This is a genomic window from Vibrio galatheae, from assembly GCF_000967545.1.
Lineage (GTDB): Bacteria > Pseudomonadota > Gammaproteobacteria > Enterobacterales > Vibrionaceae > Vibrio > Vibrio galatheae.
This window is the reverse complement of sequence record NZ_JXXV01000007.1, coordinates 133,461-153,752: the sequence shown is the minus strand read 5'-3', so window position 1 is coordinate 153,752 and position 20,292 is coordinate 133,461. Positions and strand designations below refer to the sequence as shown.

21 protein-coding genes are annotated in these 20,292 nt (G+C 45.0%); 10 read left to right on the top strand and 11 right to left on the bottom strand.

Translation table 11 applies throughout. The features are described from left to right. Window positions 1–42: 42 nt before the first annotated feature. The 3 genes from TW81_RS19390 to TW81_RS03425 all read right to left on the bottom strand — a co-directional run bounded on the left by TW81_RS19390 (window position 43) and on the right by TW81_RS03425 (window position 1,817). Window positions 43–180, bottom strand: coding sequence for a hypothetical protein (locus TW81_RS19390; protein WP_204243977.1), 138 nt, complete (start codon window positions 178–180; stop codon window positions 43–45). An 83-nt stretch (window positions 181–263) separates the two neighbouring features. Further along, on the bottom strand, window positions 264–614 hold the full coding sequence (locus TW81_RS03430) for a hypothetical protein (protein ID WP_045954334.1): 351 nt from the start codon (window positions 612–614) through the stop codon (window positions 264–266). A 51-nt stretch (window positions 615–665) separates the two neighbouring features. After that, window positions 666–1,817, bottom strand: a complete 1,152-nt coding sequence (locus tag TW81_RS03425; protein ID WP_204243979.1) for a multidrug effflux MFS transporter — start codon at window positions 1,815–1,817, stop codon at window positions 666–668. Between the two features lie 140 nt (window positions 1,818–1,957). On the opposite strand from TW81_RS03425, the gene TW81_RS03420 reads away from it, so the two are divergent. Both TW81_RS03420 and TW81_RS03415 read left to right on the top strand, forming a co-directional pair. Beyond that, entirely contained in the window at window positions 1,958–2,839 is an 882-nt protein-coding gene (locus TW81_RS03420; RefSeq protein ID WP_045954332.1) for a LysR family transcriptional regulator, read from the top strand. Between the two features lie 121 nt (window positions 2,840–2,960). Beyond that, complete coding sequence (locus tag TW81_RS03415; RefSeq protein ID WP_045954331.1) at window positions 2,961–4,814, top strand: putative bifunctional diguanylate cyclase/phosphodiesterase; 1,854 nt, start codon at window positions 2,961–2,963, stop codon at window positions 4,812–4,814. 34 nt (window positions 4,815–4,848) lie between these two features. On the opposite strand, the gene TW81_RS03410 is transcribed toward TW81_RS03415, so the two are convergent. After that, complete coding sequence (locus TW81_RS03410) at window positions 4,849–5,337, bottom strand: hypothetical protein (RefSeq protein ID WP_045954330.1); 489 nt, start codon at window positions 5,335–5,337, stop codon at window positions 4,849–4,851. A 32-nt stretch (window positions 5,338–5,369) separates the two neighbouring features. Continuing rightward, complete coding sequence (locus TW81_RS03405; protein WP_045954435.1) at window positions 5,370–5,882, bottom strand: nicotinate-nicotinamide nucleotide adenylyltransferase; 513 nt, start codon at window positions 5,880–5,882, stop codon at window positions 5,370–5,372. A gap of 186 nt (window positions 5,883–6,068) precedes the next feature. Between TW81_RS03405 and nadE the strand changes: the two genes are divergently transcribed. Further along, window positions 6,069–6,896, top strand: a complete 828-nt coding sequence (gene nadE, locus TW81_RS03400) for an ammonia-dependent NAD(+) synthetase (RefSeq protein ID WP_045954329.1) — start codon at window positions 6,069–6,071, stop codon at window positions 6,894–6,896. Between the two features lie 53 nt (window positions 6,897–6,949). Here nadE and TW81_RS03395 read toward each other — a convergent pair whose 3' ends face one another. Next, complete coding sequence (locus TW81_RS03395) at window positions 6,950–8,050, bottom strand: 1-acyl-sn-glycerol-3-phosphate acyltransferase (protein ID WP_045954328.1); 1,101 nt, start codon at window positions 8,048–8,050, stop codon at window positions 6,950–6,952. A gap of 189 nt (window positions 8,051–8,239) precedes the next feature. On the opposite strand from TW81_RS03395, the gene TW81_RS03390 reads away from it, so the two are divergent. Next, window positions 8,240–8,842 carry a hypothetical protein gene (locus TW81_RS03390; RefSeq protein ID WP_045954327.1) on the top strand — a complete coding sequence of 201 codons (603 nt, stop codon included), beginning with the start codon at window positions 8,240–8,242 and terminating at the stop codon, window positions 8,840–8,842. Window positions 8,843–8,901: 59 nt separating this feature from the next. Here TW81_RS03390 and TW81_RS03385 read toward each other — a convergent pair whose 3' ends face one another. Further along, on the bottom strand, window positions 8,902–10,251 hold the full coding sequence (locus tag TW81_RS03385; RefSeq protein ID WP_045954326.1) for an alpha-amylase family protein: 1,350 nt from the start codon (window positions 10,249–10,251) through the stop codon (window positions 8,902–8,904). A gap of 277 nt (window positions 10,252–10,528) precedes the next feature. Between TW81_RS03385 and TW81_RS03380 the strand changes: the two genes are divergently transcribed. Further along, window positions 10,529–11,182, top strand: coding sequence for a DsbA family oxidoreductase (locus TW81_RS03380; RefSeq protein ID WP_045954325.1), 654 nt, complete (start codon window positions 10,529–10,531; stop codon window positions 11,180–11,182). Window positions 11,183–11,313: 131 nt separating this feature from the next. Continuing rightward, window positions 11,314–12,237 carry a M14 family metallopeptidase gene (locus TW81_RS03375; protein WP_045954324.1) on the top strand — a complete coding sequence of 308 codons (924 nt, stop codon included), beginning with the start codon at window positions 11,314–11,316 and terminating at the stop codon, window positions 12,235–12,237. On the opposite strand, the gene TW81_RS03370 is transcribed toward TW81_RS03375, so the two are convergent. Beyond that, window positions 12,229–12,951 (bottom strand): AraC family transcriptional regulator, encoded by a 723-nt coding sequence (locus tag TW81_RS03370; protein ID WP_420835055.1) that lies wholly within the window; start codon window positions 12,949–12,951, stop codon window positions 12,229–12,231. The genes TW81_RS03375 and TW81_RS03370 overlap by 9 nt on opposite strands. 165 nt (window positions 12,952–13,116) lie before the next feature. On the opposite strand from TW81_RS03370, the gene TW81_RS03365 reads away from it, so the two are divergent. Both TW81_RS03365 and TW81_RS03360 read left to right on the top strand, forming a co-directional pair. Next, window positions 13,117–14,016: a DMT family transporter gene (locus tag TW81_RS03365; protein ID WP_045954322.1), complete on the top strand. Its 900-nt coding sequence runs from the start codon at window positions 13,117–13,119 to the stop codon at window positions 14,014–14,016. 135 nt (window positions 14,017–14,151) lie between these two features. Next, window positions 14,152–15,063 carry a sensor domain-containing diguanylate cyclase gene (locus TW81_RS03360; protein ID WP_045954321.1) on the top strand — a complete coding sequence of 304 codons (912 nt, stop codon included), beginning with the start codon at window positions 14,152–14,154 and terminating at the stop codon, window positions 15,061–15,063. A gap of 41 nt (window positions 15,064–15,104) precedes the next feature. On the opposite strand, the gene TW81_RS03355 is transcribed toward TW81_RS03360, so the two are convergent. Continuing rightward, window positions 15,105–16,922, bottom strand: a complete 1,818-nt coding sequence (locus tag TW81_RS03355) for a hybrid-cluster NAD(P)-dependent oxidoreductase (protein ID WP_045954434.1) — start codon at window positions 16,920–16,922, stop codon at window positions 15,105–15,107. A 174-nt stretch (window positions 16,923–17,096) separates the two neighbouring features. Between TW81_RS03355 and TW81_RS18920 the strand changes: the two genes are divergently transcribed. Next, complete coding sequence (locus TW81_RS18920) at window positions 17,097–17,255, top strand: YqaE/Pmp3 family membrane protein (protein ID WP_045954320.1); 159 nt, start codon at window positions 17,097–17,099, stop codon at window positions 17,253–17,255. A 158-nt stretch (window positions 17,256–17,413) separates the two neighbouring features. Next, on the top strand, window positions 17,414–18,442 hold the full coding sequence (gene pyrC / locus TW81_RS03345) for a dihydroorotase (RefSeq protein WP_045954319.1): 1,029 nt from the start codon (window positions 17,414–17,416) through the stop codon (window positions 18,440–18,442). 101 nt (window positions 18,443–18,543) lie between these two features. Here pyrC and TW81_RS03340 read toward each other — a convergent pair whose 3' ends face one another. Both TW81_RS03340 and TW81_RS03335 read right to left on the bottom strand, forming a co-directional pair. Then, window positions 18,544–19,278 carry an amino acid ABC transporter ATP-binding protein gene (locus TW81_RS03340; protein WP_204243976.1) on the bottom strand — a complete coding sequence of 245 codons (735 nt, stop codon included), beginning with the start codon at window positions 19,276–19,278 and terminating at the stop codon, window positions 18,544–18,546. A 13-nt stretch (window positions 19,279–19,291) separates the two neighbouring features. Further along, on the bottom strand, window positions 19,292–20,239 hold the full coding sequence (locus TW81_RS03335) for an amino acid ABC transporter permease (RefSeq protein ID WP_045954318.1): 948 nt from the start codon (window positions 20,237–20,239) through the stop codon (window positions 19,292–19,294). Between the last annotated feature and the right edge of the window lie 53 nt (window positions 20,240–20,292).

Below are 20,292 nucleotides of genomic sequence, written 5' to 3'. Positions count from 1 at the left end.
GTACAAGCTATCTCGTCTCACTCAACTTAAAATCCGTTTTATTTAAGCGCTGACGACTTTTTTCATCATGCGTTTGATGAAAGAAGCTTTTTGAGCTTTAGGCTTACCGTAAAGTGCATTTTGCATAGCTTGTTTAGCGATCATCTGACCTAGATATGCATTGCCTAATTCGTGATTCATGATTATCTCCTCAAAACATTAAATGTGATTTTAATCACAAATAAATTAAAAACAAGATATAAATCACATATTTTGTTGACCAGTTAGCTACGTTTTGGCTGTTGGTAGGTTTTACCTGCTGCTTGATAGGTATCTTTACGCTTGACATCAAACATGACGTCAAAAAACCAGGCCACAAAGCGGATCACGTCATCGCCTTCGTCCATAACATGCTCGACAAACTCTTGCTCTTCACCTTGTTCATTAGTTTGCAGTGTCACATGGTAAATACGTTTTGCCCCCTCCACCTCTGCCAACGCAAATTGTCCGGCCAAAGATTGCGCGGCCTCTGCGACTTCAGTGTCATCACTTGTTTTCAAGTGTTCCAACGCTTGTGGTAGGTTTTCTTTTTCGCACAACGCAGTGACCAATGCTTCAAATTCTTTTAGTTCCATCGAACAGTTCTCAACATATAAATTTGCGGGCATTGTATACCCTATATGAAATCAAGCAAACTCTCGCTGAACGTGCAGATGTTTGCGCGACGAAAGCAAAACCGCGCCCATCACCGTTGCCGACAGGAGATAAAACAGTCCCATCGCAAATTGGCTATCTATCCAAAACTCAACCAAGTAACCGCCAAACAAGCCAGCCAAGCACATTTGAATAGAGCCAGAAAGCGCCGAAACAGAGCCCGCTTGACGCTTATGAGGTGCCAGTAGCATGCTGATAGAAAGTGGGAATGACATGCCTTGCGCAATGGTGAGTAAGGTAAATGCGACAATCAGATTCACTAAACTAACGTCCGTCACCAACAGCCAACACCCTGCCATTAACATGATGCTAATCGCCACCGCCAACAATTGCCGAGTCTCTAAATAGCGATTAAGTATATTTAAGCTAATACTGCCGATCATTAATCCTGCGGAAGGAATGATCATTACAGAGCCATACTGTGCACTGGTTAAGCCGAGCTCGTGCTGCATTATAAATGGCATTACAGACAACGAAACTAAGCTCGCGAGGTAGCTAATCCAGTTGTAGCTAGCACTGCTGATCACTTGGCTATTGGTCAGTAAAGCACCGTAGTTTCTCACCACCCCTGCGATACTAAAATGCGTTTTTCCATAGGTCATGGTTTCAGGCAAGATGCAGTAGCCTAAAGTGAAAATCGCAATGAGATAAATAAGTACAAAGGTGAAAACCGCTTGCCAACCTAAGTAGAAAGCGATCCAACCACCTAATACAGGCGCTGCAATCGGTAAGATTGATGCGGTGATCGAAATATACGACAAAGCTTTGGTGAGCTGAGCGCCCTCATAACTGTCTCTGAGAACACTTCGGCCGAGAACCGATGCGCTGCCTGCACCTAAACCTTGCAATAGGCGGCCGATAATTAGAATGTGAATGTGTTGAGAGAAAACCAGACAGATCACTGTACCGAGTAGGTAAATACCCTGACCCAAGATAAACACAGGACGCCGACCTATCGCATCAGATAGGGGGCCGTAGAACAGTTGTGATACACCAAAACCGACCAAAAACAAGGTCACGAGCAACTGAACATCAGCTTGGCTTGCATCAAGTGACTGGCTGATCAAAGGGAGAGATGGAAGATAGATGCTAACACCGACTTGACCAGTGGCAATAATCATCATTGCGAGCAAGATAGGTGTTTTTTTCACAGCAGGTTCTCCACTGAACTACAATTCCGGCAGTTTAAATTACCTACTACTGAATGATAATATATCGAAATGGAAAGAGATTAGTGCCAAATAAGAAACAATAAGGCGAAAATATGGATTGGATTCAGAGTGTACAAAGTTATATTCGGGTAGTCGATGAGGGCAGCTTTAACGGCGCAGCTCGCACGCTCAACACTACAAGCTCAGCAATCAGTAAACGCATTCACTGGTTAGAAGAGCGAATTGGTGTGCAGTTACTAAAACGCACGACTCGCTCGGTGCTGCAAACCGAAGCGGGCGCACTTTTTTACGAACGCGCCAAAGTTCAACTCGACGGTTGGCAGTCTATTGTAGATGAGACACGTTCGGTATCTCAAAACCCCGCAGGCCTACTAAAAATCGGCGCAACCTTGGCGGTCGGATCTAAGTTCCTCGTCCAGCACCTGCATGACTTTTTGCAAATGTACCCCGACATTCGTATCCAGCTTATTACCACCACGCCTGGTCAACTGCCAACACTCAGTTTAGATCTGTTTATCAGCCGAGAAATTGAGCAACTGAACTCATTGAGCTTTAAAGCCACCGCGCTATTTGAGCATAGAGCTGGCTTCTATGCTTCCCCTGGCTACATTGCCCAATTTGGCGAGCCAAAAGACTTTCGCGAACTTCCCCAGCACAACATGCTCGTCTGGGGCGAACGTACACAAAAAGAGCTCACATTGACAAACGGGCACAAATTACACCTCAGCGGCAATTTCGCGACCACTAACCCTGAAGCACTATTCTACGCAGCCAAAAGTGGAATGGGAGTATTACTGACCAATGATGTAATGATCAAAGAAGATCTTAAGTTAGGCGCACTACAGCGGATTCTTCCGGATATCACCGCCGATGAAGCGACAGTGTATGCCTACTATCCAAAGCTTGATTATCAACACACCCGTACCAAACTCTTTTTAGATTACCTAAAAGAGCGCCTCTCGAATCAACAATAAGAAGTCCTAGGAGAAAAACCGCTTATTACCGTTTGCTTTAATATGAGACACGTACCATATTTATTGAGTAACCAGATCAACAATTAAGTGAGATAAATCACAATAAAGGTGAGTTACCGGTATGGTTAGGACAACGTCAGTAAAGAGCTCGTTAAACATCGAGACCATTAACGACACTTTAAGTTTGGATGGACAGGCCTTACTCAACAAGGCGACATCAGAACTGCAAAACTTCTCTGACTCGTTTTGCACATCTATAATCGAACTTGATCAGTTTACCAATCGCTCAACATTGCTCGCTTCATCTAGCGGCACACAAGTTAGTTGTGACAACAATCTCGCGCCACTGACTCACAACGCCTGTATTCTCGTCACCAAGTCGAATCGTGATTTTATTGTCTGCGAAGCGGATGCAAAAAGCTTACACCCTAACGAGCGCTATCTGACCGAGCATAATATTGAATCCTACTTGGCGATTCCGTTAAAAACCAGTAATGGCGAAATACTTGGTATATTGCTTTCAACCTACGCCACACCAATGCGGGCAGACAAGAAACAAGATCTTGTCTATGTCCATAAACTGTTTGCCAATATCGTGACACACAATCTTAAGTCTAAATGGTTAACAGCGCGCTCCGAAACACTGGTCGATCAACTTAGCTTTGAAGTTTCCCATGACAACCTTACTGGATTGCTCAATAGAAGCTACCTGTCAGATAAGCTGGAACTATTGAGTGAAACACAAAACATTCCTTTTACTCTAGCCTACCTAGATATTGATAATTTTAAGTCAATCAATGATTTATATGGGAACTACATCGGTGATCAAATCATAAAGTTTGTCGCCAAGACGATAAAAGAAACCATCGTTGATGAGAAATTCGCGTTTAGAATCGCAGGTGACGAATTTGCCTTTATTACTCAATCCGGTGATCCATTCAAAATTTGCTACACCATTATCCAGAACCTAGAAAAGGGCTATCAAGATCCTTCACACAAAATTAAATTTACTGCCAGCATTGGCCTAGCAAAGAACAATGGACAAAGTTTGTCTGCTGATCAAATTATCCTAAACGCTAGCTTGGCGCTAAAAGAGTGCAAAAAATCGCGACACCTACAAGTTCAGTGCTACGACACTCATTTAAGTGCACAATACTATCGGCGAACACTGGTGATCGATGCTTTGCGCACAGAATTAGCCAAGGAGTGCATTGGAGATAGTGAAATCTATGTTGTTGTCCAGCCTATTGTTGACCGCACAACAGATCGTTGGGATTATTTTGAGGTACTCGCACGCTGGGAAAGCCATGCATTAGGCACCATTTCTCCGCTTGAGTTTATCGAAGCAGCGGAGCAATCTGGCCTTATTGTTGAGCTCGGTGAACATATTGTTGAATTGTCATGCAAAGCAAAAGTCGCTCTAGAAAAAGGACTGGGATACAGTGTTAACCTAAGTCTGAACTGCTCGGCTCATGAACTCAATAACTCATCGCGCTATCTTCAACATCTACTTTCTACCATCAAAAATTACGGTTTCAAACCCGATCAGTTTACCATTGAATTGACAGAAACGGTGTTATTGACTCAGACCGAAGAAGTGAAGAAAATTCTCAACAAATTACGCTTTCTTGGCTTTAAAGTGGCACTGGATGACTTCGGAACTGGCTACTCAAGTCTTAATTATATTCATAGCTACCCCATCGACTGTATTAAAATCGATGCGACTTTCATCCGCAATATGCTAAGCAACGAGACAGCAGAACGCGTGGTGTGGTTGATTGTTCAATTGGCAAAACAACTGGAAGTATCGTTAGTTGCTGAGGGAGTGGAAGAGCAAGAAGCACTAGAGAAGCTTTATCGGATGGGTTGTAACCAGATTCAAGGTTACTATTTTTCTAAACCAGATACGCCCCAAAATATCGTTTCGCAAAGATTACAAGGGGCGAGTCAAGATCAGCGGGTGTCGAACGGCTAACGGATCGCTGTTGACTGCGTAAGTGGAAGGCTTATCAAAATGGGACTTCTACCTGCATCATAACGTCGCCGTCATATTGATCATGCCAGCGATAATCAATGCGCACGCGGGGTTTGCCTGACTGCACATCACCGAATCCAACACTAAATTGCACACCGTGACTTTTAATCCAGTCTTCGATATCCATCGCCTTCATCTGCTTCTCAAGTTCACTTGGAACCCAAACTCCCAAGCCAAAATAGTTAGATGAAGCACGGTTGGAAATAAGCGGATTTGAATCCGTACCAAACAGCCAATCGAGCCAGTAAGAGGAGTAATCTTCTCTCTCAGCTTGATGCAAATCGCCAAAAGCTTGGTCGCTAAGACTGGTGGTCGATTCTAGGTCAAAAACCGAGAAACAGGATGTATCAGAGTCGATTAACATTAAAGAGAGCGCCGATGTTTCTTTTTGATTCCAATAACAGGCATTGGAAAATGAAGAGAAGCACAACACCACCGCACCTATTGTTTTGCATCTAAACATTCACGCTCGCTATATATAGTATGAAATCCTGATTAATAATACTCCTTTTCGAGCAACATACGACACACTTTTTGCGTAACAAAATGAGAAATATCCTTTCGATTTTGAAGTGCATCACGAATATTAGTACTTCGAACCTGAACCTTTTCTGGACAACACAACACAGACCAACGACTGACAATTTCATCTGCTTTATAGAACTTGGAAAAATTAAGCAGATTATCTGGCCCAATAACAAAGGTCAGCTCGCTGTCGGGATAGAGTTTTTCCAATGCTTCAAGCACTGCGAACGTTGTCACGCTCCCTTCAGGGCGAAGTAAATTCTCTTCAATCGTTGAGCGCTCGACATTGTTCGCTTGCAAGTCTTGAATAAAGAGATCGACCAGTTGGCATCTATCACTGTATTCAAGCATCTGCTTGCCCCACGCATGAGCAATACTTGGCAGCAGCAAGACCCGATCAAAATGTGCCAAAGACTCAATCACACTTTGATGGCCTACACTTGGTGGGTTAAATGCACTTCCAAATACGGCAATTTTGCTCATTTTCTTCATTCACTCTTTATTGAAAACTGTGATCGCAGTTTTCTAATTCCTTGATTGCGGTATGATATAGGCACGTGACTTTAACACGTTCACTTCAGCATAAATATGCCTGCTGAGGGAGACCTGTTAAGGCTACCAATTATATTGCCCAATTTTAAACTACATTGCTTGCAGGAAGGAAATACAATGGAACAGTTGATTCGCGATGAAATGCGCGTTCTGCCGTCAATCGACCCTCATTTTGAGATTAGCCGTCGTGTCGACTTTATTAAGCGAAAACTTCAAGAAGCAGGATGTAAGTCTTTGATTCTTGGCATTAGTGGTGGCGTGGACTCCACTACTTGTGGTCGTTTGGCCCAACTTGCTGTTGACCAGCTCAACGAAGAATTTGGCGGTGGCTATCAGTTTATCGCCGTACGACTGCCATACGGTGAGCAGAAAGATGAAGACGAAGCACAAATCGCTCTGCAATTTATTCAGCCGTCGCACTCAGTTTCTGTCAACATTAAAGCGGGCGTTGATGGCCTTCATGCAGCGACCAATGTTGCACTTGAAGGAACAGCTCTGCGCCCAGACGATAAGGCAAAAATCGACTTTGTTAAAGGCAATGTCAAAGCTCGCGCTCGCATGGTCGCACAATACGAAATCGCAGGCTACGTTGGCGGTTTAGTCATTGGTACTGATCACTCAGCAGAAAACATTACTGGTTTCTACACCAAATTTGGTGATGGCGCTTGCGACTTGGCACCACTATTTGGACTAAGTAAACGTCAGGTTCGTGAAGTGGCAGCAACCTTAGGTGCGCCAGAATTACTGGTGAAGAAAGTTCCAACCGCTGACTTAGAAGAGCTGACACCGCAAAAAGCCGACGAAGACGCACTCAACCTGACTTACGATCAAATCGACGATTTTTTAGAAGGCAAACCTGTCTCTGCAGAAGTAACCGATCGCTTAGTTCACATTTACAATGTAACGCAGCATAAGCGCCAACCTATTCCAACAATTTACGACTAACGTCAAAACAAAATAGCCTCTCATTTGAGAGGCTATTTCAGTATTGGCTTTAGTTAAGGGCGATTTCTAACCGGATTTGCGTAACTGGCAACTAAATACGGTTGAGCGTCTTGCGGCAACGAGTTCAACTTCGCAGCCAGTACCGCTTTTACCTCATCAGATACCTGTTCATTACCCGCCGCTAACTCGTTAATTGGAAATAACTTGTAGTTGGCATGTACTTGACGGTCGATCTCTTGCGCTAACGCTTCTGGTGTTTCAAAGTCTTGCTCAATAACATCGCCAAAAGCAACGTGAACACGACCTTTCTCGCCAACGATCCCTTGGATAATACTTTCAATATCTTCAAACTCACCTTTCTCGTAACTTCCATGCGATTGTTTGGCATGCAGTTCTAGTGCTTTGGCGATATCACAAGGGTCATTCTCATAAGAAATAGCGACGGGAACAATTCTCAAAGATTTGATGTAGTCAGGAAAAGCGAGCTTCTGTTTGCGCCCTTCAACATGGAACATCTTCAAAATCGCAGGATCAGTAAAGTCATTGCCATCTTTCGCACGGCCTTCCTTTTGCGCAATCCAGATCGAGTGACCAGTATCGAGCGAGTGTTTAATATAACCAGACAGCGTTCCCAACGCTTTCATCATCTCACGTGGCCCTTTAGCCGAACGTTTAACGATAAAGCTTTTATTGAGCTTCATTAATTCTGTCGCACATGGTTTTTTCAATAAGTTATCACCAATTGCGATACGTACAGTTTTATGGCCACTTTGGAACAAACCGTAGTTAACCAGCGCAGGATCCATAGCAATATCGCGGTGGTTAGAAACGAATAAGTAAGCTTGCTGTGGATCTAGTTTCTCTAAGCCGCTATAGGTGACACCTTGTGTCGTTGACTTCAGCGTTTGATCAAGATACTTCTTTACTTCTAATTGGATGGTTTCAACTGAGTTCAGTTTTGACCACTTCATTTTAAGGTAAATCTTAACCACTGGAGACATAAGGGTTTTAAACCAGCCGGAGCGGTTAGAAAAACGGTGCTGTAAAATGGCACTGATGAACTCTTCATCGTTTACTAAGCGGTCAATTGCCGCCGGAATTTCGTCATCATTGTATGGACGAATTTCAATAAATGGGTCGGTGTTTGTCGTCATTATTTAATACATTAGGTAAAAAGCGGGACTATTCTACGCATAGAAACGGTTCTTAGCAGCTATAGTTCTCTCAGAACTGTAAAGGTCAGACCAGACTATTTATCGGAATTTGCGCCATACCTTGCACAAAGTTGGCTTTTTTTCTAATAAACGTTAATCTTAGCGCCCCGAAAACCAGAGAACAGTTTCATGCATCACGCCATTTCTTTTCAGTCACAAAATCACCAATTTCTTGTGTGTACGCCACGAAAGAAGTCGTTAAAACATAAACTTATCAATGTAAAACAAGGCTTGGTGTTAGTGAAATTGGGTAAAATTGAGTATGCCGTGCAAGCGGGACAGTCGTTTTGGCTGCCATTTGATACCTTGACTTCTCTCACTTATACGCCAGATACGCTGACGAATACTGTCGAGGTATCTTCACGCGTTAGCGCCCGCTTTCCTAAGCAGGGAGGATACGTTCAGTTCAATGAATTACTGACCGCATTACTGATTCGCTTGGAAGGATTAGGTGATCAGCGTGATCAGCAGATTGACCTACTTAACGTTGTTCAGAGCGAGTTAACTACTCTTAAGCCAGAGCTGAAAGAGACTCAATACACAAAGCAGATTAACCAGTGGCAAGCTAAGGGCGAGTCTAAACTTGGTAGCGAGCTCAAATTAGTTTTACGCGTCAGAGAGGCCACCAAGCAGATGCAATCGGGTAAGCAGCGTACTGTCGTTGTGGATGATTTGTTTGATGGCAATGATGATCTGTTTAGCAACTTAGAAAGTGCCATCCTAGGACGCTAAACAATCACGCTATAGCCACAAGAAAACTGGCGCGCTGCTTAGCACGCCAGCTTAGCGGATTAGCCCGAGACTAACATCATCGCTGTATTGGGATCCACCACGGTCAGACATTGGCCTTTACTTGGCAATAAGTTGGTATTCGTCAGTAAATCCACCCACTCACAGTTCGCTTTGAATTCAACCGTCTGAGAACGCTTAGACTTGTTGATTATCACCATGCCTTCATTACCGCGGCTAAATACCAGCAAGTCATCAGATGCCTCAACGATTTTCATCGCGCTACCATGCATACGGTTATGGAACTCAATCGCCGCTAATAGTTTTTTATCTTTCCAAGCGTCTCGCCAACGAGGTTGCTTGTTCTGATTGGTAATGCCACTGGTATCAAGATCTGTGTAAATGAGTGGCACTCCACCATCACGCCCCAGTAAGTAACAATAGCCGAGCCACTCTTGCGTTTCGCTCATGACTAAATTGGCAAATACATCATTGTTGGGAATATCGTGAGTTATAGTGAAGGTTATCGCCCTAGACTCAGATAACGCCTGACCAAAACAATACGGGTCAACCAGAGCCTTTAAGCTCCCTTCTCCCTGCAGGGCATCGTACAGAGTTTGAAACAGCGGAAAATCGTAAGCGCCTAAGCGAGTTTCGGCCAAATAAGGTTGTAAAAACAGCTCATATTCAGGTTGAGTTGCCCCACCACTGGTAATGATTTCACCAAAGATATGAATACCCTGGCAAATTTCTTCACTCCACACTCGCTTAAGATGCTCAAGTGTCATATGTTTAGCTGCGTCAATACGAAAGCCTTTGACGCCCAACGCTTTAAGCGCTTTCAAATACGCCTGCTGCTGTTCGACAACGTGATCGCATACCCTAAGCGTCGGTAAGCCCGGATCAGATGGCCCACCTGTGATACGTCCATTTTGAACTTGCCAACGGTCTTCCCAATCTTCAATACCGAAGGCTTCGACGAAGTTTTCGTGATCAAACAGCGGCTGGCTGAGATCTCCAAACAGGCGTTGCTTTTGGTAGTATTCAAATTGCTTCTGGTAAGCCAACAAATCAGATGCGTTAGGATAGACAAGATCCGACCTTAACGATGACTCATTAGCCATATGGTTAAATACGACGTCGGCATACACGCCCACACCGAAGGACGAAAGCGCCTCTAACATGCTTTTAAATGTTTCTGTGTTGCCGAGTTGATTATCTATGACTCGATAATCTTGAGGTTGATAGCGCTGCCACCACTGTGTACCTGTTTCCCTTTTTAATGATTTCATTGGTGGTGAAACAAGGACATATTTGTAGCCCGCTTGATGTATCTGCTCTGCACGCTGTTCAACCATCTCATATGGCCAATCAAAAGCATGCAAAATAACATCGGTCGCGTGAGTGTTCATCACGATTTCCTTAACAAAATTCATGAAACGACAAGGAGGCTCAAGTAAATAACATCACTGGTTTTAATGCGATTTGAGCGTCCAATCCCAATCATTTGAATATCGATATTGATAACTGTTGCTTATCCTAGCAAAGCAATCAAGCTAAACTGTTCCCCCTTAGTGCAGTTTTTGCCGTAGTAGTGGTTGGGCGTAGATTGCAGAAATAATGAAGTATTTAGTAAGATCTGGGCATTGACGCCGCTATACTTGTTAAAGACGCTACGAGGATGGAAAGATGAAGAAGATTCGAATTGATATTGTTTCCGACGTTGTTTGCCCGTGGTGCATTATCGGCTATAAACGCTTGGAGCGTGCCCTAACCACGTTGGAGGCTGAAGTGGAAGCAGATATCCAATGGCATCCTTTCGAACTAAACCCTGCGATGGGCAGCGAAGGGCAAAATCTGCGTGAACACTTGGCGGAAAAATACGGTACCACGACTGAAGCAAGCATTGCGGCACGCGAAACCTTAACTAACCTCGGCAAAGAAGTTGGTTTTGAATTCAACTTCAATGATAACACCCGAATTTACAACACTCGTAAAGCTCATCAGCTTCTGATGTGGGCTCAAAGCGAAGGGAAGCAGTTCGATCTAGAACTAGCACTGTTCCACACTTACTTTACTCAAGGTAAAGATATCAGTGATGTCGACGTTTTAATTGAATGTGCCACAAAGATGGGATTGGATAGCGATGTTGTCGCCAGTGTACTCAATGATTCCAGTTGGGCTGACGCGGTTGCATCAACAGAGCAGCAATGGCTTGAAGCAGGGATCAATGCGGTGCCTGCCATTATCATCAATCGCAAACATTTGATTTCTGGTGCGCAAACGACTGAACTTTTGATCTCTGCCATCAAACAAATTAGCCAAACCGAAACTTCAGAATAGCGAAATCCACATACCATTACCTTGTCAGCCCTTGGTCAATCTTTACGTTTTTGCGTGATAGTATTTGCGCCGCCCAAATAGTCACACTATCCTGACTGACGTTTTGTATAGATAACGATAAAGGCAAGGTAATGCGCAGTTCTTACACTTATCCAATTGGTACCCCAGGACAAAAATGGGGTGATTCTGAGCGAACCGCTTGGCGTGAACAAACGACGATCAAGCGTGAATATCAGCACGAAGTTGTACCCAAAATAAAAGCCCTTGAGCAACGATTTGACGTTGAGCAATATGGCGCATTGTCATACGACCCACAGCGATTTCCGCTTTTTTGTATTAAATCGAAAAGCTGGCAACCAACAAAACCTGTGGTGTTAATCACAGGTGGCGTACATGGTTACGAGACCAGTGGAGTACACGGCGCACTGCAATTTGCCGCTGAAGAGATGGAAAAATATAGCGAGCACTTCAACCTCGTGATTGCACCATGTGTCAGTCCTTGGGGTTACGAGACCATTAACCGCTGGAACCCGCTCGCCTTGGATCCAAACCGCTCTTTTTACGCCAACTCACCTGCCGAAGAATCCGCTAACCTCATTAAATTAGTCGCATCAATCGGACGCGACGTGTTAGTCCACATCGATTTGCACGAAACCACAGACACCGATGAATCCGAGTTCCGCCCAGCGCTTGCAGCCCGCGATGGCATTGAGTACATCGAAGGTATGATTCCTGACGGGTTTTACACTGTCGGTGATAGCGAAAACCCTCAACCAGAGTTTCAGGCAGCCGTGATTGAGTCTGTCAGTAAAGTGACTCACATCGCCCCTGCTGATGAAAAAGGCGAGATTATCGGCTCGCCGGTTGTACAGCATGGTGTAATCAACTACCCGATGGTCAAGCTAGGACTGTGCGGCGGCGTCACCAATTGCACGTTTGGCACCACCACTGAAGTGTACCCTGACAGTCCAAAAGTAACCGACCAAGAGTGCAATGACGCGCAAGTCGCGGCGATTGTTGGCGGTTTAAACTATGTTCTTACCCAGCTAAAGTAAGCGGCTTTTATATTGCTCCGGGGTTTGCCCGGAGTATTTTTTGAACATCGCAATGAATGGACTTGCCTGGTTGTAACCTAATGTCAGGGCGACTTCTTTAACCGAGTGTCCTTTACGCAATAGCTCCATTGAATATAGGTAACGAACTCTCAATCTCCATTCAGTAAAACTCATCCCCAACTCGGCCTGACAGTGCCTTGCAAGTGTACGCTCGGTCGTATGTACGCGCTCTGCCCACACTGACAAACTGGTGTTATCAATCGGGTTTTCCTCCACCGCGGCCAAAATCTTCGCTAAGTATTTGTTATCCGTTGAAGGCAAGAAATGATGTTGGGTATCACGGGTGGCTATTTGGTCAAGCAGTACCTGGACAAGACGTTTGTCCTGCTCGGTTTGGGCAACATTAACGCTTCGCTGACGAAAATCATCAACAATGGCTGACACTATGGGTGTGACCTTAATAAGACTGGTACGGTCAGGAAAATTCTTGGTATACGCTTGAGCAATATTGAGCGAGCAATATGAGAGTGGTTTACGGTTAAAACTCGTGTGTCGAACGCCAGCAGGCACCCATATCGCCAGATGCGGTGGCGCTAGAAACCGTGTGCCTTCGGCTTCCATCTCTAAAATACCACCACTGATCAGTTGCACCTGCCCCCAAGGATGGCTGTGCATTCGGGTTTCAGTATTGGAGAGAAACGCCTCGAAATTCATAAACACATCGGATGGTGCCGTCTCAAATGATAAAGAAGGATGAAGATGTTTCGCTGGCTTTCTCAAACTTGTCTTCCTATGACTCACAATGTCGTTTTACAGATATATATAATTATATAGACCTGTCAGACTATCTTCTACCGATAATGATACGATGGCACGCACATGGTCTACTTACTACCTCTGTTTACTGTTTTTATCTGGGGCGGCAACGCTATCGTAAACAAGATGGCCGCTAGCACCATTGAACCTAGCGCCATGAGTTTTTATCGCTGGTTCCTTGCCGTCGTTGTGCTCACCCCTTTCTGTCTACCTAAGGTGATAGCACGTTGGTCTACCATACGCCCCCATTTGGCTAAGCTGACGTTTCTGGCTTTGCTTGGTATGGTCTTAAACCAGTCCCTATCGTACTACGCCGGATTAACGACCAGCGCGTCAAACATGGCGCTGATTACCTCCTTGGTTCCCCTTATCGCTATCTTTATCAGCGTACCTATTTTATCAAAGCCAATTTCACTACTGAGTATTGTTGGTGGCGTCATTGCCTTGTTTGGGCTCACTTTTATGCTTGGCAAAGGCGATGTCGGGTTCTTTTTCCAACAAGATATCACCCCAGGGGATGGCATCATGGTGATTGCTTCTGTGTGCTACGCTGCTTATTGCGTATTGCTCAAGCGCTGGAAAATGCCCTTATCCAACTGGACCATGGTTTACATGCAGGGCTTGCTTGCGCTGATCATGTTAACGCCTCTTTGGCTGACCAGTGACGCTCTAATCCCAACTCAACACGCACTGCCGTTAATCGCCTATGCTGGGCTCGCGGCGTCTATTGCCGCCCCTTGGATGTGGGTAAAAGCGATCGATTTGATCGGTGCAGACTCAAGTGCCATGTTTATGAACCTTATGCCCGTGGTCTCGATTGCCTTGGCATCAAGCTTACTAGGCGAGACCATCCACGATTATCACATCGCAGGCGGGCTATTGGTTGTCTCTGGTGTAGTGCTTTCTCAGCTAAAATTGAAGCGTCAGGTTGGAAAAAGATTGGAAAATGTTAAACAGGTATAGGTAAGTTGCACAAAATCGTTATATGTTTGTATAAGATAACTTGCATATCTTGCCATTAGATAACAAGTCTACACTATAAAAATTATATTTATTACACGTCATAAATGGCTAGACCTCGATTCAGCCGGAGGTCAAATGATCGAATTAGAACATATTGATGAGATATACAGTCACGACAATTTTACTTTGCATGAAGTCGTACTGAATGAGATTGGCTCTTACGTTTTCGTAAAGAATCGCCAAGGTGAATACCTGTACGCCAATCAACTGACCTTAGAGCTGTTCGATACAACTCTCCAAAGTTTAAAGGGCAAAACTGACCACAGTTTTTTCCAACCTGAGCTATTAGAAGATATTCTCAAAAGCGACGAAATGGTGTTCACCTCTGGTCAAACTGTCATTAACGAAGAGCGAACTCAAGCTATCCCAGATGGCAAAGTGCGCATCTATCGCGCGATAAAAAAACCGATTTTTCACTCAACCACAAAGCAAGTCATTGGCCTGATTGGTGTTTCTACCGATATCACAGACATGGTAGAGATGAGAGAGCAACTCGCCCTGCAAGCCTATACCGACGAACTGACCAAGCTCTATAATCGTCGCAAGATCTGGCAATGTTTCGACTCGGCCTATCAGCGTTCTCAACAAGATCACTCCCACCTATCTTGTATCATCATTGACATAGACCATTTCAAACAAGTCAACGACACATTTGGACATGACTTTGGAGATAATGTGCTGATAGAACTTGCCAAAACCATTAATGACAATCTAACCGACAATGATCACTGTGGGCGTATCGGAGGTGAAGAGTTTTTGATTGTGTTGGATAACATGAGTGGAGTGCATGCGTTAGAAATTGCGGAGCGAATTCGCTATCAGTTTCTCAATTCTCCGCTTAATTTATCCAGTGACCCATTTTCGTTAAGTTGTGGCGTCACACAGCTATCGCCAGATGATCAAGAGTGTCTCGATTTGTACCGCCGCGCAGATGGCGCCTTGTATAAAGCCAAGCATTTAGGAAGAAACCAGAGTGTTCTACAATAAATTCAGCCCTGAATAAGGGCTGAATATTGCGACAATAATGCTTAGTTAACGACTTCAACATCCGTTTCTGGAATACAGCAGCACGCGAGTGCGATGCCCATATTACGCTCATGATCTTGAAGAGCCGGCACATCCGGCTGATGTACTTGCCCCGATTCTACATTGACTTTACATGCGCCGCATAAACCAGCTCGGCAACTGTTGGCAATCGGCACGCCCGCATCCTCAGCTTGCTCAAGTAAGGTTTTTTGGTTATTGCCTTTAAACACATAACCGTTGACGCTCAAATTCAACTCTTTAAGCGGCTGCTGAGACGTTTGACTGACACCAAACGCTTCTTGGTGGTAGTTTTCTTCCGGCAGACCTTTTTTAAGCAGTAAGTTTTTCGCTTTTTGCATAAAACCATCCGGGCCACATACAAATACTTGTCTCTGTTCAACATCACGAACTTGCTTTAAGTGCGCCAGAGTTAAACGCCCTTTTAAACCGAACCAGTCGCTTGAAGGTTGTGAAAGAGAAAACAGCACCGTTAGGCCCGCATGTTTACGTCGCAACTCATCCAACTCAGCTTTGCAAGGTATATCTTCGATAGCGCTACATTGGTGATAAAACACCACATCATCGACTTTATCGTGATCAGCTAGGTAGCGAAGCATCGACAACATAGGTGTGACGCCGCTGCCTGCCGAGAGCAGTAATAATGGTGAACTGTGCTTCTCACCCAAGTGGAAGCTACCGTCTGGTTGTTCACAAGTTAGCGTGTCACCAATACTGAGATTGTCATTGAGCCAATTTGACACACGGCCACCATCAATGCGCTTTACGGAGATCGCCAAACGCCCAGGTCTGGACGGGCTAGAAGATAAAGTATAACGACGAGCAACATTTTCACCGTCGATTTCGACTGAAATCGGCAGGTGTTGACCAGGTTGATAAACTGGCACGTCGCCATGTTGCGGCTCAAGCCAGAACGTGACGAAATCACGCGCAATTTCCTCACGTTCAACGCATGTCATCAGCAACTGCTCTGGGCTATTGTCTGGGTAGAATTCCTTCTCTTTATACTCCAGCACCTCGATTGTCGCTCCATGCTCAATCACACCTTCATTTTTAGCCACTAGGTTCTGGCCAAAAAAGACGCCACCACGCTCATTGGCGCGAAACTGTGACAGGGTGTTAAGCGGCTCTTTACTGGGTCTAAATTGTCCTTTTTCAACATCTACTGTGGTTAAAATACAACGTTCACACGGTTTTACTGCCTCGAACTCAACCTCTCCGATCCGAATACGCTTCCAACCATCTTCCGCAAAAGCTTCAGTTCCCGATACAACAAGGTTGGTGCGAAATTGATCCATAGAGTGATATTCAGGGCTGCGGCGATTTAACTCTGCCAGCGAAGCCTCACTAATAATAAGTAGCGGATAGCCATCGGCGAAACTGACGTTGTGACCAAGTTTTTCTCGCACGCGATTGGATTGCTCACCGCAATACAGCAGTTCTACCCTCTGCCCCAACACCTCACTAAACCAGTCATCTGCCTCATCGGTAGTGGTGTACGCAACAAAATTGTCGTTCCAAACCTGAGCAGGTGCCTGTTGCATTTTAAATTGCGAGTAACGCACTCTTAACGATTGATATCCTTGGGCCGTGAAAATAACACCGTCTGCAGTCAGGCTGGTTTTCACCGTCACCATTTGCGGGTATTTTCGCGCGGTCACCATAGAGCCATCAGAAAGCGCGAGCATAAAGCGGCGATCGAACATTAAACCTTGTTGTTCAACCCAAGCTGAAGACAAAGAGATTCCAGCGAGAGATTTAACGGGATAAACATTAATTTGAGAGAGAAACGGCGCTGACATTGCGTATCCTAAGTTCGAGTTATAATCTTGGTAATATACTAACACTCGTTTGATTTGATTCACTAATTTGCGCAACACTGAAGCAGAGAAATGGGAAGCAAATAGCTGTCGCTGAGCCAAGGTCTGGGTCTCAATGCTGAAACTCATCTTATCTATACAGGAGTCACTTGCACCATGAACAAATTTATCATGATCCTCTTATGTATTTTTCTTCCACCCGTTGCGGTCTTTTTGGACAAAGGCATCGGCAAGGATTTCATCATCAACCTTGTTTTAACGATTTTTTTCTTTGTCCCGGGTTCAATTCACGCACTGTGGCTTACCGTTCGTTAGTACTTTCACACAGACTTTAAAGTCGCCCACTAAAAAAGGGGATGAAATACGGAGCTGATTGCTCTATCATCCTGTCGCCTAAGCGTAAGCGTTTGCTTTCTCAGTTTTCGCTCCGTTTAGGCTCCAATCAGACAAACTTCAATACGGTGGGAGCTACAATGACAACACTTACGATCACACGTCCTGACGACTGGCATGTTCATCTACGCGATGGCGACGTTCTACAGGATACCGTGCGAGATATTAGCCGCTACAACGGACGCGCGCTAATTATGCCGAACACTGTCCCACCGATTACCAACACAGAAATGGCGCTGGCCTACCGCGAACGCATTATGGCTCAAAAGCCGAGTGAGCAGTTTGAACCACTAATGGCGCTTTACCTCACTGACAACACGACTTCTGAAGAGATTCGCAAAGCTAAAGAGTCAGGCGCAGTGGTTGCAGCTAAGCTTTACCCTGCAGGAGCAACCACCAACTCAGATTCTGGTGTCACCTCGGCAAAGAACATTTATCACGTTCTTGAAACCATGCAGGAAGTGGGCATGTTGCTGCTGGTTCACGGCGAAGTGACGCATCATGCTGTCGATATTTTTGACCGTGAGAAAGAGTTTTTAGACACAGTCTTAGCGCCGATTGTCAACGATTTCCCGAATTTGAAAATTGTACTTGAGCACATCACGACTGCTGATGCCGCCTCTTTCGTTAGCAATGCCAACGACAACGTGGCTGCGACGATTACTGCCCACCACTTGCTCTACAACCGCAACCACATGCTAGTTGGTGGCATTAAACCACATTTCTACTGCCTACCAATCTTAAAGCGCAGCACCCACCAGCAAGCGCTAATTGAAGCGGCGACAAGCGGTAGTAAGAAGTTCTTCTTAGGTACAGACTCAGCACCACATGCCAAAGGCATGAAAGAAGCCGCTTGCGGCTGCGCGGGTTCGTACACAGCACACGCAGCGCTAGAATTGTATGCTGAAGTGTTTGAACAAGAAGGTAAGCTAGAGAATCTTGAAGCCTTTGCTAGCCACAACGGCCCAGACTTTTATGGTATCCCACGTAACCAAGACACGGTCACTTTGACCAAGTCATCATGGCCAGTCGCGGAAACCATGCCTTTTGGTGGTGACGTTGTTGTACCAATCCGTGCGGGTGAAGAGATTCAGTGGACAGTGAAGTAAAATAAACTGAGCTAATAAACAAAAACCCCGCCAACGTTAGCCGCTGGCGGGGTTTTGTATTTTATATTGGTTGGCAGTTTCGAGCCAAGCCTACCCTTAAGTTACAGAACTTTGGATAAGAACTGCTTTAATCTTGGATTGGTAGGATTGTCAAAAAATCGCTCTGGCGTGTCCGATACGAGCAACTCACCATCTTCCATAAACAAAACGCGATCCGCCACTTCTTTGGCAAAACCCATCTCATGTGTCACCACAACCATCGTCATGCCTTCTTTGGCAAGATCTTTCATTACATCCAGCACCTCTCCCACCATTTCTGGATCGAGTGCTGACGTCGGCTCATCGAACAGCATAATGTTAGGTTTCATGGCTAACGCACGCGCAATCGCCACGCGCTGCTGCTGACCGCCGGAAAGATGATTCGGGTAATTGTCCATTCTTTCCGCCAGACCCACTTTGTAGAGTAAGTCTTTGGCTTCCAGTTCAATTTCCTTAGTGTCACGTTTTGATACTTTGAGCGGTGCCAACATCACATTGCCCAGCGCCGTTTTATGCGGAAATAGGTTAAAGCCTTGGAATACCATGCCCACATCGGCGCGCAATTTATTTATGTCGGTTGACTTGGCGTACATGTCGATGCCATCAACAATGATAGAACCACTGTTGATTGTTTCTAACTGATTGATGGTGCGCAGAAAGGTCGACTTACCTGAGCCAGAAGGCCCAACAATCACGATCACCTCTCCTTTATCGACATTGACAGTAACGTCTTTCAACGCGTGACAGCCATTTGGGTAGATTTTATTGACCTTTTCGGCCTGAATAATATGTTCCATGATCTCTTCCTACTTAATCACTGGCTGCAAGTTTCTTTTCTAAGGTCTGGATTGCCCAAGAGAGTCCACTGGTCAAAATCAAGTAGAGTGCTGCAACGGTAAACCACACTTCAAATGGCGCAAAACTACCACTCACGACTTCTCTACCTGCTTTGGTCAAATCCGTAATCGAGATAACCGAAACCAGTGAAGAGTCTTTAATTAAGTTGATAAACTGACCTGCAAGCGGTGGCAACGTTTGCTTAAATGCTTGCGGTAAAATAACGTAAATCATTGCTTTAGGGTAACTCATACCCAAAGAACGCGCCGCTTCCATTTGGCCTTTTGGAATCGATTGAATGCCAGATCGGACGATTTCTGCCACGTAAGCCGCGGTAAATACCGACAGCGCAATCACACCTGCAGTAAAACGTTCTAAGTCCAATACAGTGCCAATGAAGAAGTAAACGATGAAAATTTGAACCAGTAACGGCGTGCCACGGATGATCTCAATGTAAACAATCGACAACTTCTTTAACGCCGGATTACTCGATATCCGCATTAAACCGATAATAAGCCCTAGAGCAAGAGCAATCATCAGCGACCAAAGCGAAATTTTGATAGTAACAATGACCCCCTCTAAGATAGGGCCGATTCGCCACTCTTCCTGGTAAGCCAATGTATCGCCTTCGAAGATCAGGTCTCCTTGATACACTTGAATCGTGTCATAACCGCTCAAGTCTACAATCACTTCTCCGCTTAGGTTTTCTAAAGCAAGGTGATTGTTTTTGGTCAAAACGATATTGCCATCTTCAGGGGCTGTAATAGAAGCAGCCGCGTTGGAGGCAATATACGGAACGACACGTTCCCAGTTCCAGTTGTAATCGATTCGCTTGCCTGATAGATAAACCAGACCGCCAATTGAAACCAATACAAGAACAAAAACTGCGTTCCAAAACAGGGATTTAAGATTATTTTGCATGTTATTCCGAGGGTATAATTGGGTGAGATTTAGTACGAAACGCAAAATGAGGC